The sequence below is a fragment of the Paraburkholderia terricola genome (genome assembly GCF_900142195.1).
GTDB classification, from domain to species: domain Bacteria; phylum Pseudomonadota; class Gammaproteobacteria; order Burkholderiales; family Burkholderiaceae; genus Paraburkholderia; species Paraburkholderia terricola.
Genome location: NZ_FRAB01000002.1, coordinates 314,160 through 326,146, shown reverse-complemented (window position 1 = coordinate 326,146; position 11,987 = coordinate 314,160). Strand labels below are relative to the sequence as shown.

At 65.8% G+C, this 11,987-nt stretch carries 11 protein-coding genes; 7 read left to right on the top strand and 4 right to left on the bottom strand.

The features are described 5' to 3' along the window. The first annotated feature begins 56 nt into the window (after nucleotides 1-56). From BUE39_RS03350 to BUE39_RS03340, 3 genes are all read left to right on the top strand, one after another. The gene (locus BUE39_RS03350; RefSeq protein WP_090518685.1) at nucleotides 57-881 is read left to right on the top strand and encodes an AzlC family ABC transporter permease; all 825 of its coding nucleotides are present in this window, start codon (nucleotides 57-59) and stop codon (nucleotides 879-881) included. Further along, nucleotides 878-1,201: an AzlD domain-containing protein gene (locus tag BUE39_RS03345; protein ID WP_073427219.1), complete on the top strand. Its 324-nt coding sequence runs from the start codon at nucleotides 878-880 to the stop codon at nucleotides 1,199-1,201. Before BUE39_RS03350 ends, BUE39_RS03345 begins: the two co-directional genes overlap by 4 nt. A 301-nt stretch (nucleotides 1,202-1,502) precedes the next feature. After that, the gene (locus BUE39_RS03340; RefSeq protein ID WP_073427218.1) at nucleotides 1,503-2,264 is read left to right on the top strand and encodes a DUF4088 family protein; all 762 of its coding nucleotides are present in this window, start codon (nucleotides 1,503-1,505) and stop codon (nucleotides 2,262-2,264) included. A gap of 22 nt (nucleotides 2,265-2,286) precedes the next feature. Here the strand turns inward: BUE39_RS03340 and BUE39_RS03335 are convergent, their stop codons facing one another. The 3 genes from BUE39_RS03335 to BUE39_RS03325 all read right to left on the bottom strand — a co-directional run bounded on the left by BUE39_RS03335 (nucleotide 2,287) and on the right by BUE39_RS03325 (nucleotide 5,604). Continuing rightward, nucleotides 2,287-4,464, bottom strand: coding sequence for an ATP-dependent helicase (locus tag BUE39_RS03335; protein ID WP_176035731.1), 2,178 nt, complete (start codon nucleotides 4,462-4,464; stop codon nucleotides 2,287-2,289). Between the two features lie 255 nt (nucleotides 4,465-4,719). Further along, entirely contained in the window at nucleotides 4,720-4,983 is a 264-nt protein-coding gene (locus BUE39_RS03330) for a hypothetical protein (protein WP_073427217.1), read from the bottom strand. Nucleotides 4,984-5,148: 165 nt separating this feature from the next. Further along, nucleotides 5,149-5,604 carry a hypothetical protein gene (locus tag BUE39_RS03325; protein ID WP_073427216.1) on the bottom strand — a complete coding sequence of 152 codons (456 nt, stop codon included), beginning with the start codon at nucleotides 5,602-5,604 and terminating at the stop codon, nucleotides 5,149-5,151. Nucleotides 5,605-5,911: 307 nt separating this feature from the next. On the opposite strand from BUE39_RS03325, the gene BUE39_RS03320 reads away from it, so the two are divergent. The 4 genes from BUE39_RS03320 (at nucleotide 5,912) to fumC (ending at nucleotide 11,256) form a co-directional block, all read left to right on the top strand. Continuing rightward, entirely contained in the window at nucleotides 5,912-6,130 is a 219-nt protein-coding gene (locus tag BUE39_RS03320; RefSeq protein WP_011489423.1) for an RNA-binding S4 domain-containing protein, read from the top strand. 314 nt (nucleotides 6,131-6,444) lie between these two features. Continuing rightward, nucleotides 6,445-7,872, top strand: coding sequence for an MATE family efflux transporter (locus BUE39_RS03315; RefSeq protein ID WP_073427215.1), 1,428 nt, complete (start codon nucleotides 6,445-6,447; stop codon nucleotides 7,870-7,872). Nucleotides 7,873-8,174: 302 nt separating this feature from the next. Next, nucleotides 8,175-9,839 (top strand): phospholipase D family protein, encoded by a 1,665-nt coding sequence (locus BUE39_RS03310; protein WP_073427214.1) that lies wholly within the window; start codon nucleotides 8,175-8,177, stop codon nucleotides 9,837-9,839. A 16-nt stretch (nucleotides 9,840-9,855) separates the two neighbouring features. After that, nucleotides 9,856-11,256, top strand: a complete 1,401-nt coding sequence (gene fumC / locus BUE39_RS03305; protein ID WP_073427213.1) for a class II fumarate hydratase — start codon at nucleotides 9,856-9,858, stop codon at nucleotides 11,254-11,256. Between the two features lie 193 nt (nucleotides 11,257-11,449). Here fumC and BUE39_RS03295 read toward each other — a convergent pair whose 3' ends face one another. Further along, complete coding sequence (locus tag BUE39_RS03295) at nucleotides 11,450-11,956, bottom strand: acyl-CoA thioesterase (RefSeq protein WP_073427211.1); 507 nt, start codon at nucleotides 11,954-11,956, stop codon at nucleotides 11,450-11,452. Between the last annotated feature and the right edge of the window lie 31 nt (nucleotides 11,957-11,987).

The following is an 11,987-nucleotide window of genomic DNA, read 5'->3' as shown; positions in this document are numbered from 1 at the left end:
CCGCCGCCCCCTCCCCCGCCGCAAGAACGTACAAGCCTCGTCCACCACCGCCCGCTATGCTTCCCGAACCAAGGAGGCAACGATTGACCCATCCCACCCCAAGCCGGCCCACCCACCCAGGCCATCGAAAAGACTTCACCGCCGGCGCACGCGACATCATCCCGATGATGGTCGGCGCGGCGCCCTTCGGCGTCATCTTCGGCACGCTCGTCGCATCGGGGCCGCTGCATCCCTGGCACGGTCAGTTGATGTCGCTCGCCGTGTTCGCCGGCTCCGCGCAGTTCATCGCGCTCGGCCTGATCGCCGGCCACGCGAGCTTCGCGGTGATCTGGGCGACGACGCTCGTCGTCAATCTGCGTCACGTGCTGTACAGCGCGACGCTCGCGCCGCACGTCGCGCATCTGCCGGCTCGCTGGCGCTGGGTGCTCGGCGCGCTGCTCACCGACGAAGTCTTCGCCGTCGCGTGGGAGCATTACCGGCACAGGGCGCCCGGCACGGTCGGCCCGCACTACTTCTTCGGCGCGGGCCTGGCGATGTACCTGAACTGGCAGCTCTGGACCGTCGCGGGCCTGTTGTTCGGCGCGGCCTTCCCCGGTTTGCAGTCGCTCGGGCTCGATTTCGCGATGGTCGCCACCTTCATCGCGATCGTCGTGCCGCAACTCGTCGCGCTGCGCTACATCGCGGCGGCCGTCACCGCGGGCATGCTGGCGTTTTTCTGGCAGGCGTGGCCGTACAAGCTCGGCCTGCTCGCCGCCGTGTTCGCGGGCGTCGCGGTCGGCGTGCTGCTGTCGCTCTCGCGGCCGAACTCGCGACGTAGCCGGAAAACGACCCAGGAACACGCGCGAAACAACGCCCGGAAAACGGCGGGAGCGTCGCAATGAGCTATGTCGTCCTGATTCTCGGCATGGCGGTCATCACGTGGGTGATTCGCGCCGCCGTCTTCGTTCTCGGCGACCGGCTGGTGTTCCCGCCGCTCGTGCGCATCGCACTCGGCTTCGTGCCGGTGACCGTGCTGACCGCGATCATCGTGCCGATGGCGGTTTCGCCGCACGGCGCGAGCGCCGAACTAAGCTGGCGCAATCCACAACTGGTCGGCGCGCTGGCCGCCGTCGCCGTCAGCGCGCTGACGCGCCGTCCGCTGCTGACCATCGCGGCCGGCCTGACGGTCTTTTTTATCTGGCAATGTGTCGTGCTCAAATAAGCCGCGAACCGTGAGCCGCATACGCCGACCGCGCGCCGTACCGGCGCTGCGGGCCGTGCGGCACGCGCGCATGCCGGGCGACGCATCGCTTCAAAGCCGGCGCCATCGCCGGCACGCCCTCAAGTTTCCGTCGAATCCGCCGATATGCAGTCGAGGTCCGCTCGTCGGGATACAGGTCCCGCTGGTTACGCGGCAACAGGCAGGAATCAACCGCGCCGGCATCCGGCGTCGCGTCTCACCGGGTCCGCACGCGGCCGAACGACACGACGAGGCCGCGCGGCAGGACCAAACGGGATATCACATGGGTCAAATCACCCTCACGCTCAAGGACGAGACCATTGCGACGCTGCGCAAGGATTTCGACGCTTTTCTGCGCGTCTCGCTAAAGCTCGATCCGCAGTTCGCAACGCCGTCGTTCGAAGATTTTTTGCGCGCCAAGCTGCTCGACAACATGGTGCCGTTGACCGAACACGCGGTTCAACGGATGTTGCAAGGCGGTCAATACGCGTGGGCGAAGCGCACGCTCGACAAGGAATTCCCCGATGTGGTCGCGATTCTGATGCGGCAGGCGGGCGAATTCGGTTTCGGCTTCGCGGCGCGCTCGGAATGGACGCCGGAAGAGCTCGCCAAGCAATGTCGCGACTGGGCGGCGGCGATCGTCAAGGAAGCGGAAGGCGACGCGGTGCTGGTCGATCCGCTCGCCGCGCAGATCAAGAGCGCGGTGCAGGACATTCAGGCGCTCGAGGAAATCATGCAGACGCCGGCCTGGCGGCTGGCGGAGTCGCTGCGCCAGCGCGTCTACGAAGCCAAGGTGGCGTGCGAAACCGGCGTGGGCAGCACCGCGCGCGAGAAGCTCGGCGAGTTGCGCGGGCTGCTGCGCCTGGGCATTTCGCACGGCTCGTTCCAGAAGCAGGAAGCGCAGCAGATCATGGAGTATCTGCGCCTGCTGAAGCCGGAGATTTTCGTCGAAGAGCCGTACGACGTGTTCTCGCGCATGGCCGCATGGCTGCGCAATTTCTTCGTGCCGCCGCGTCCGCAACAGCAGCAGCGGCAGTCGCGGTAATCCTGAGACCGTCGCTTGGGGCTCAATCCCACATCTTCCTGAGCTTCGCCCCAATCTCGATCTTCGCCTGCGCCGCGGCGGCCAGCCCCGCCGCCGTGGGCGCGGCCGGTACCGGCACGCGCGGCCACGCATACGCGTCGAACAACGGCAAGAGATGCGCGGGGATGAAGCGCGTGCGCGACGCCCACACGTGACGGTCGCCCAGATGCGTCTGGTTGTGCACGTAAAAGCGCTGCGGCACGACGATGTGCAGGTCTTCCTTCGCACGCGTCATCGCTACGTATAACAGACGCCGCTCCTCGTCGATGTCCTCTTCGCTGCCGGTGGCGAGATCGGACGGCATGCAGCCATCGACGCCGTTCAGCACGAACACGTTGCGCCACTCCTGGCCCTTCGCCGAATGGATCGTGGAGAGGATCAGGTAGTCCTCGTCGATCAGCGGCACGCCGGATTCGTCGCTGGTGGCGTCGGGCGGATCGAGCGTCAGTTCGGTCAGAAAGCGTTCGCGCGACGGGTAGGTGCCCGCGATGCTTTCCATCTGCAACAGGTCGGCGTGGCGGATCGCCGCGTCTTCATGATTGCGCTCCAGATGCGGCTCGTACCAGCGCCGCACCATTTCGAACTCGGCGGGCCACGGCGTTTGCCGCCCATACACGCTCGACATGAGCTTGACGAACGGATGCCAGTCTTCCTGCGCGCGAGCGGGCGGCGCGAACGCGGCCAACGCGCCGGCCGCGCTGTTGGTCGCGCTGTTGGTCGCGCGGTCGGACGCACTGCCGGACGCATCGCCGGCCGGCTCACCATTGCCGGCGCGCGCGGCGACTTCGTCGAGCACCCTCGCCGCGGTGGCCGGCCCCACGCCCGGCAGCAACTGCACGACGCGAAAACCGGCGACGCGGTCGCGCGGATTCTCCGCCCAGCGCAGCACGGCCAGCACGTCCTTCACGTGTACGGAATCGAGAAACTTCAGCCCGCCGAATTTCACGAACGGAATGTTGCGGCGGGTCAGTTCGATCTCCAGCGCGGCACTGTGATGCGCGGCGCGAAACAGCACCGCCTGCGACTTGAGTTTCATGCCCTGCTCGCGCGCTTCGAGCACCTGCTCGACGACATAGCGGGCCTGATCGGCTTCGTCGGCCACCGTGACGAGACGCGGGCGCTGCGCCGACGCCTTGTCGGTCCACAGATTCTTCGTGTAGCGCTCGCTGGCGAGTTCGATCACCGCATTCGACGCCGCCAGGATCGGCCCAGTCGAGCGGTAGTTGCGCTCCAGCGTGACCTGCCTCGCGGGCGGATCGAAATGCGCCGGAAAGTCGAGAATATTGCGCACGGTCGCGCCGCGAAACGAATAGATGGACTGCGCGTCGTCGCCGACCACGGTCAGGCCGCGGCCGTCCGGTTTCAACGCGAGCAGAATCGACGCCTGCAGGCGGTTGGTGTCCTGGTACTCGTCGACCAGCACGTGATCGAAGCGCGCCGACAGATCGGCGGCGATCGCCGGCTCGGCGGCCATGTGCGACCAGTAAAGCAGCAGGTCGTCGTAATCGAGCACGCTCTGCTTCTGCTTCGCTTCGACGTAAGCCGCGAACAGCATGCGCAGATCGGCTTCCCATTCGCGGCACCAGGGAAACGCCTTGTCGAGCACCTGACCAAGCGACGCGCCGGTGTTCACGACGCGCGAGTAAATGGCGAAACAGGTGCTCTTGGCCGGAAAGCGCCGCTCTTTCGCCGACAAACCGAGTTCATGGCGCACGAGGTTCATCAGGTCGGCGGAATCCTCGCGGTCGTTGATCGTGAAGGCGGGCGCAAGGCCGATCAGATCCGCGTATTCGCGCAAGAGACGCGCGCCGACGCTATGGAACGTACCCGACCATGTGAGCCCTTGCGCCAATGCGGCCCGCGTGCCCAGCGCCGCGCCCGCGATGCGCGTGACGCGGCGGGTCATTTCGAGTGCGGCGCGGCGCGAAAACGTCAGCAGAAGGATGCGGCGCGGATCGGCGCCCTTCACCACCAGATTGGCGACGCGGTGCGCCAGCGTATTGGTCTTGCCGGAACCGGCGCCCGCGATCACCAGCAGCGCGCCCGGCGGCACGGTGGGTGTGTCGGCGCCGTATTCGACGGCTTCGCGTTGCGCGTCGTTGAGCTTGGCGAGCCAGGCGGCGGTATCGAACGGCGGCGGAGATTCGGCGACGGAGGGCAAAATGGCGTTTGGCGTTGGATTGGATTTGGTGCGGCGACGCACACTGTATATCCATACAACCACTGCAGACAAGCGACCCTTTTTTGCGGCACGAGCCTTGCGCCGTTCAACGCTGCGCCGCTCCCTCGAATACGCCGTTCACGACCAGCGAGCACGAAACGACCGCCCGAAAAAATGGCCCGAAGCGCATCCGCGCATCAGGCCACTTTTTCGTGCACGGCAGAACGTGTGTCGACGCCCGCGCGCAGCCGAACCCTACTGCTTCTTCGCATCCTTCAGCTTGGCCTCGGCGTTTTCCTTATCCGCGTCGGCCTGAGCCTCGGTCTTCTTTTTGTCCGCCTTGGCTTGCGCGACCGACGACTTCTTGTCGGCCTTCGCCTGTTCCTTGGCCGCCTTCTTGTCGGCGTGGGTCACGGGCGCGGCGGCCGGATCGCTCGCCTGCGCGAACGCCACTGACGACAGGCAAGCCGCGATCAGGGCGGCACAAAGCTGGTTCCTGGTGGACTGATTGATGCTCATGCGATACCTCCGTTTTAATACGATGCGGGACGAGCCAGCGCGCTTCGAATCGGACAGATCGTCACGCGGCAAGCTGGGCGAAGCATCCGGTCCGCACCCTTTCAAGCGCGCCTGGTTGCGGCCAGCGTGCCGGCCCAATCAGCCGGCACGCCTGCCGCCTCCGGCTTAGTGCTTCACGTCGGCCCCATCGGTCTGCTCGACCGACTGGCCCTGCATGTTCATCTTCATCTCGTTGCTGGCGGCCTGCTTGTCCGCCTTCTGGTTGATCTTGGCGTCGCGCACGTGTTCCTTGTATTGCGACTTGGCGGCCTTCTGCTCTTCCTTCAACTCCGCCTTGGACGCCTTCTTCGACGCCCGGTATTCGGCATTGGCCTTGGCATTGGCGTCGCGCTTCTGGACCAGCGGGTCGGTCGAACCCGGCGCGGTCAGCACCGTCGGCGCGGGTGTTACCGGTTGCACGCCTTGCGCGGCCGGCGCCGCGGGCGCGAGATCGGCCCCTTGGGTCTGAACTTGTGCCTGGCCGCTCACACCGGCGGACGGTTGCGCGGTCTGCGCGACAGCGGCAGTGGCGGCAAAAGCCGTGAGGGCGGTACCGATCAGGAGGGTGCGAATCTTGGTCATGGCTAATCCTCTCTAAGATTGTTGTGACGCGGGCGTCGTATCGAGCGCGGCGGCCGCAAGGCTGGAGCCGCTGCCGGTTCTCGCCCGGTCTACTGCTGCCGGAAAATCCAGCAGGCTTTGCTACGGGACCCCACTTTACGAGTGAAGTCCGCGATACACGACCGGTGTTACGCAAGGTTTCACTTTCCGACATAAACCTAACAACTGCTTGCATTTGCTTGCGCGAGGTCTTCGCTACACGCTGTGTTTCATCCAGGGCAAGCTTGTGGCTTATGATGCGAACCCTTTGTCTGAAGGCGCAAACGCCATGCCCAATCTCGATTTCACGCTGACCGGCGACTATGTCGAATTGCACAATCTGCTGAAGATAACGGGCCTCGCGGACAGCGGCGGCTCCGCGAAAATGATGGTGGCGGACGGCGCGGTCACCGTCGACGGCCGCGTCGAAACGCGCAAGACCTGCAAAATTCGCGCGGGCCAGGTGGTGCTGCTCGGCGATACGCGAATCGCGGTCCACGAGGCGTGACAAGCGGTCGGACGCGCACTCCGCGAACTCGGAGGAATGCGCGCACCAAAATCGTGCCTTATCCATCGACATCGTGACGGCATCGCAATAAGCTGTCGGTTTCCCACAGACAAACCATTGGGCTGACAGCCGCCCTACGCGCTCGCCGAAGGACCGCAAGGCACGGCAAGCCTCGCCGGAATCAGGCCGGGCCGCCGCCGCATCTCGCCGCATCTCGCCCGTCAGCGCCGCCGCGCTCGTGCGACTTGCGTCCGCGGCCGCGCTGCCGCCCGCTGCCAACCGCTGCTGTCACCATTTCCGCCGCCAGGCGCTCCATGACTGAATCCGGCTTTACGAGGGTGGCCGCCCGGCCCCCGACCTTGACCCGCCACGCCGCCGACACCGCCCGGCTTGCCGCGCCGCTTGCCATCGCGCAGCTTTCGCAAATGGCGATGGCCGTGACCGACACGATCCTGCTCGGCTCGCTCGGCCCCGATGCGCTCGCCGCCGGCGGCCTCGGCGCCAACCTGTTCTTCGTCGTGGTGACGCTGTTGCAGGGCGTGCTGACCTCGGTCAGCGTGAGCGTGTCGCACGCGCGCGGCGCGCAGGACGAGGGGCGCGTTCCGCATATCTACTGGACCGGCTTCGTGCTGTCCGTGCTGCTCTCGGTGCCGGCCTTCTTCCTGCTGTCGTTCGCCACGCCGATCCTGCTGGCCTTCGGCGAGCCGCCGCTGCTCGCGCGCAACGTCGGCGAATACGCGGCCGTGCTGCGCTGGGGCGCGCTCGGCAGTCTGATCGGCGTCGGCTTGATGCGCTCGTTCCTGCCGGCGATCGGCGCGGCGAAGCGGCTTCTGTGGGTGTCGATCGTGAGCGTGGGGGTGAACGGCTTTCTGAATTACGGCCTGATCCACGGCGCGTATGGTCTGCCGCGCCTCGGTTTTCTCGGCTCGGCGGCCGCCACCTCGATCACCGTCTGGCTGAGCGCACTGGTGTTGATGGCGCTGCTGCATTTGCGGCCGCGCTACCGGCATTTCGTGGTGGCGACGCGGCCCAACGTGCCGTTGATGGGCGAACTGTTCGGCATCGGCTGGCCGGTCGCGATCACCTACGGTGTCGAGTCGACGCTGTTTCTCGCCACCGGTCTGATGGTCGGGCTGCTCGGCGAATCGCAACTGGCCGCGCATCAGATCGCGCTGAACGTGGCCTCGGTGGCCTTCATGGTGCCGCTCGCGATCGGCCAGGCGGCCAACGTGCGGGTCGGCTTCTGGTCGGGCGCCGGGCAGCCGCTCGCCGCGCGGCATGCGGGCTTCGTCGCGCTGGCGCTGGGCGTCGGCTTCATGACGCTGTCGGGCATCGTGCTGATCGCCGCGCCGCACTGGATCGTCGGCCTCTATCTGCATCTCGACGACCCGGGCAACGCGGCCACCGTTGCGCTCGCGAGTTCGCTGCTCGGCGTGGCCGCGATTTTCCAGATCGTCGACGGCATGCAGACGGTCGGCTCGGGTTGCCTGCGCGGCTTGAAGGACACCCGCGTGCCGATGATCGCCGCGGCGTTCGGCTACTGGGTGATCGGCTTTCCGACCGGCTACACGCTGGCGTTTCACTTCGGCCTCGGCGCGCGCGGCTTGTGGTGGGGGCTCGCGGCGGGCCTCGCGAGCGTCGCGCTACTGATGACCCTGCGCTTTCATAAGCTGAGCTTGCGGCGCGTGCCGGCGGCGCCCGACGTGCCGGCTGGCGGGTCGGCGCGAGCGCCGGATCGCTAAACGTAGCCTGCGGTTCACCGGGGTATTCGCGGCACCGCTAATCGCACGTCTTTATGTGGCGGCAACGACCGCCGTCGGCATCATGTCAGGCCAATGAGCACCTGCGAATCGTCGTGGGTCTCGTTGGCCGTTGCCTGTTCAACAGACCATTCCATCCGCGGTCCAGGGCCATTGGGCGCACCCCGCAGCCATATGGAAGGACAAAAACCCGTCAGCCTGATTCCCCTTAGAATGGATTTCTCGACAGCGTGAGCTGACCGCCCGCGCTGCCGATTAGAGCCAGAAAACAAGGGAGATAAAGCGTGCCGCGGCATCAAGATCAACAAGAGGTTACACAGCGGGCTACCCAGCGAGACAAGCGCGCGTTCAGCACCGTCAGACATCTCTTCCTGCTGGCCTGCGCGACCGCCTTGCTGAGCGCCTGCGCCGACAAACCGCCCGCCACCGCGTTCGACCGTCCGGTCACGCACGCGCTGCCCGCGAGCGACGCCACCCCGCTTCGCACCGCCCTCGCGCCGCTCGAAGCCGCGCACCGGGATCAGTCCGGCTTCCGGGTGTTGTCGAGCGGCACCGACGCGTTGCAGATGCGCATCGCGCTCGCGCGCGCCGCGACCAAAACCCTCGACATGCAGTACTACATCGCCAACGAGGACACCACCGGCAAGCTGTTGCTCGGCGCCGCGCTTTACGCGGCCGATCACGGCGTGCGCGTGCGCATGCTGGTCGACGATCTGAACTTCAAGGACATCGACCGTTTGATGGCCGGCTTGAATTCGCACGACAAGATCGAGATCCGCGTATTCAATCCGTTCGGCAGCGCGCGGGAAAATCTGGTCCAGCGCACGACGAACGTGTTCACGCAGATCGGTCATTTCACGCGGCGCATGCACAACAAGGCGATGATCGCGGACAACCAGTTGGCGATCGTCGGCGGCCGCAATCTCGGCGACGAATACTTCAGCGCCAGCGATACGCTGCAGTTTCGCGATCTCGACGTGCTGGCCGCCGGCCCGATCACCGCCGACATCTCCGCCAGTTTCGACGACTACTGGAACAGCAGCATGGCGTATCCGCTGCGCGTGCTGAACAAGCAGAAGTTCGAGGCGAAGAAACTGGACGAGACGCGCGACGAGTTGCGCCAACACTGGCGCACCAACGCCGACCCGTATAACGCGAAGCCGCTGAACGCCACGCCGCTCGCTTCGCAGATCGCCACGCAGCAACTCGGTTTGACCTGGGCGCGCGCCGAATTCAAGGTGGACGTGCCCGAGAAAATCGAACATCCGTCGCCGGACTACGTCAGTCCGCCGTTCAAGCGGCTGGGCGAATTGATGCGCGACGCGCGGAAGGATCTCCTCGTCGTGTCGCCCTACTTCGTGCCGCACGAGGCGGGCGTCAAGGCGGTCGGCCAGTTGACGCGGCGCGACGTGCGCGTGGCGATCCTGACCAATTCGCTCGCCGCGACCGACGCCGTCGCCGTGCAGGCGGGCTACAGTCCGTTTCGCGTGCCGCTGCTGAAACAGGGCGCCGAGTTGTACGAGTTCAAGCCGCAGCAGCAAGACGGGCCGCCGGCAGGCTTCGCCGGCTCGCAATCGCGCGCGAGCCTGCACGCGAAAGCCTATGTAATCGACCGCCAGATCCTGGTGATCGGCTCGATGAATCTCGATCCGCGCTCGGCCAACCTGAACACCGAGCTGGCGCTGGTGATCCATAGCCCGCCGCTCGCCGCACAGGTCGCGCATATCTTCGATCTCACCACGAAGCCCGAAGTGAGCTATCGCGTGACGCTCGCGGACGACGCGCAAGTCGCCCATCTGCGCTCGATCGGCGCGCCGTCCTCGCCGCTCGTGTGGACCGACGTCGAAAAAGGCGCGCGCCGCACCTACATTTTCGACCCCGAGGCCGGGTTATACCGGAATGCGCTAACCGGGCTATTCTCCCTATTGCCCGTCAACGCAGAACTTTGAAAAGCGGAGTTGAACCATGAGTGAAGATGTTCGAATGGAGCGCGACACGTTCGGTGAGATCGGCGTGCCGAACGCTCGTCTATGGGGTGCGCAGACCCAGCGCTCGCTGCAGAATTTCCGCATTTCCACCGAGAAGCAGTCGCCCGAACTGATCACCGCGCTGGCCGTGATCAAGCGCGCCGCCGCCGAGGTCAACCTGGGTCTCGGCGTGCTCGACGAAAGCAAGGCGAAGGCGATCATGCAGGCGGCCGACGAGATCATCGACGGCAAGCATCCCGACGAATTTCCGCTCGCGGTGTGGCAAACCGGCTCCGGCACGCAGACCAACATGAACCTCAACGAGGTGATCGCGAACCGCGCGAGCGAACTGCTCGGCGGCGAGCGCGGCGAAGCGCGCAAGGTGCATCCGAACGACGACGTGAATCGCGGCCAGTCGTCGAACGACGTGTTTCCGACGGCGATGCACGTGGCCGCCGCGTATGGGATCGTCAAGCATCTGCTGCCCGCGCTGAAGACGCTGCGCGATACGCTCGACGGCAAGGCGAAAGCCTTCGCCGACATCGTCAAGATCGGCCGCACGCACTTGCAGGACGCCACGCCGCTCACGCTCGGCCAGGAGTTTTCGGGTTACGTCGCGCAACTGGACCAAGGCATCCGTCATGTGGAAGCGGCGCTGCCGCATCTGTATGAACTCGCCCAGGGCGGCACGGCGGTCGGCACCGGTTTGAACGCGCATCCGCAATTCGCCACCCAGGTCGCCGCCGCGATCGCCAGGCTGACCGGCGTGCCCTTCATTTCGGCCGCGAACAAATTCGAAGTGATGGCCGCGGCCGACGCGCTGGTGTTCGCGCACGGCGCGTTGAAAACCGTGGCGGCAAGCCTGAACAAGATCGCCAACGACGTTCGCTGGCTCGCGAGCGGCCCGCGCTGCGGCCTCGGCGAACTGTCGATTCCAGAGAACGAGCCGGGTAGCTCGATCATGCCGGGCAAGGTCAATCCCACTCAATCGGAAGCGTTGACGATGCTCTGCGCGCAGGTATTCGGCAACGATGTCGCGGTGAATATCGGCGGCGCGAGCGGCAACTTCGAGTTGAACGTGTTTCGGCCGATGATCGCGCACAACGTGCTGCAATCGATCCGCCTGCTCGCCGACGGCGCGCTCAGTTTCAACGACAACTGCGCGGTGGGTATCGAGCCGAACCGCGAGCGTATCGACACGTTGCTCAACGAATCGCTGATGCTGGTGACGGCGCTCAATCCGCACATCGGCTACGACAAGGCCGCGCAGATCGCGAAAAAGGCGCACAAGGAAGGCACCACGCTGAAGGCGTCGGCACTGGCGCTCGGCTACGTCACCGAGCAGCAGTTCGACGAATGGGTGCGGCCGCACGACATGGTGGGGCATTCGGCGAGTTGAGGATGCTGGGGGGCGGCGGTTGCGGTTGCGGTTGCGGTTGCGGTTGCGGTTGCGGTTGCGGTTGCGGTTGCGGTTGCGGTTGCGGTTGGCGGTTGGTCTCAGCGGTCCGCCCCAACGGTCGGCGCTTGCAGTTGGCCTCAGCGCTTGGCCCCGCCGCCAGCGCCCCGTGCGCCACGCCAAAAGCGAGCGCCGCTTAAACCTTGCCCTGCGCCACTTCTTCGGGCTTCAGCTCGACGATCGCATCGAGCGCTTCCTTCACGTCCATCGCGTATTTGGCGAGGCGCTTCTGTTCATCCGTCTCCGGCACGAACGCCGGCACCGGCACCGGGTGGCCGTTTTCGTTGACGGCCACCATCACGACCAGACAATCCGTGGTTTGCAGCAGCTCACCGCCCTTCGGGTCGCCCGCCTGCACCGACACGTGAATATGCATGCTGGTGCGGCCCGTCGCCACGACCCGCGCGCGCAGTTCGACCAGGTTGCCGACCAGGATCGGCCGGCGAAAGCGGATATTGCCCACGCTGACCGTCACGCAATAGCGCCCCGACCAGACCGCCGAGCACGCGTAGGCGGTCTCGTCGATCCACTTCATCAACGCGCCGCCGTGCACCTTGCCGCCGAAGTTGACGGAGCTCGGCTCGGCGAGAAAGCGGAAAGTGGTTTCGGAACGGTCCAGCGGCGCTACGAGATGGCTGCTCATCTTGACTCCGGTCAATCGGATGCATTGAAAG

What these genes read in the sequence shown, in the direction of transcription:
- BUE39_RS03350 (WP_090518685.1), top strand. Translation starts at nt 57, where the DNA reads ATGCTTCCCGAACCAAGGAGGCAACGATTGACCCATCCCACCCCAAGC.
- BUE39_RS03345 (WP_073427219.1), top strand. Translation starts at nt 878, where the DNA reads ATGAGCTATGTCGTCCTGATTCTCGGCATGGCGGTCATCACGTGGGTG.
- BUE39_RS03340 (WP_073427218.1), top strand. Translation starts at nt 1,503, where the DNA reads ATGGGTCAAATCACCCTCACGCTCAAGGACGAGACCATTGCGACGCTG.
- BUE39_RS03330 (WP_073427217.1), bottom strand. Translation starts at nt 4,983, where the DNA reads ATGAGCATCAATCAGTCCACCAGGAACCAGCTTTGTGCCGCCCTGATC.
- BUE39_RS03325 (WP_073427216.1), bottom strand. Translation starts at nt 5,604, where the DNA reads ATGACCAAGATTCGCACCCTCCTGATCGGTACCGCCCTCACGGCTTTT.
- BUE39_RS03320 (WP_011489423.1), top strand. Translation starts at nt 5,912, where the DNA reads ATGCCCAATCTCGATTTCACGCTGACCGGCGACTATGTCGAATTGCAC.
- BUE39_RS03315 (WP_073427215.1), top strand. Translation starts at nt 6,445, where the DNA reads ATGACTGAATCCGGCTTTACGAGGGTGGCCGCCCGGCCCCCGACCTTG.
- fumC (WP_073427213.1), top strand. Translation starts at nt 9,856, where the DNA reads ATGAGTGAAGATGTTCGAATGGAGCGCGACACGTTCGGTGAGATCGGC.
- BUE39_RS03295 (WP_073427211.1), bottom strand. Translation starts at nt 11,956, where the DNA reads ATGAGCAGCCATCTCGTAGCGCCGCTGGACCGTTCCGAAACCACTTTC.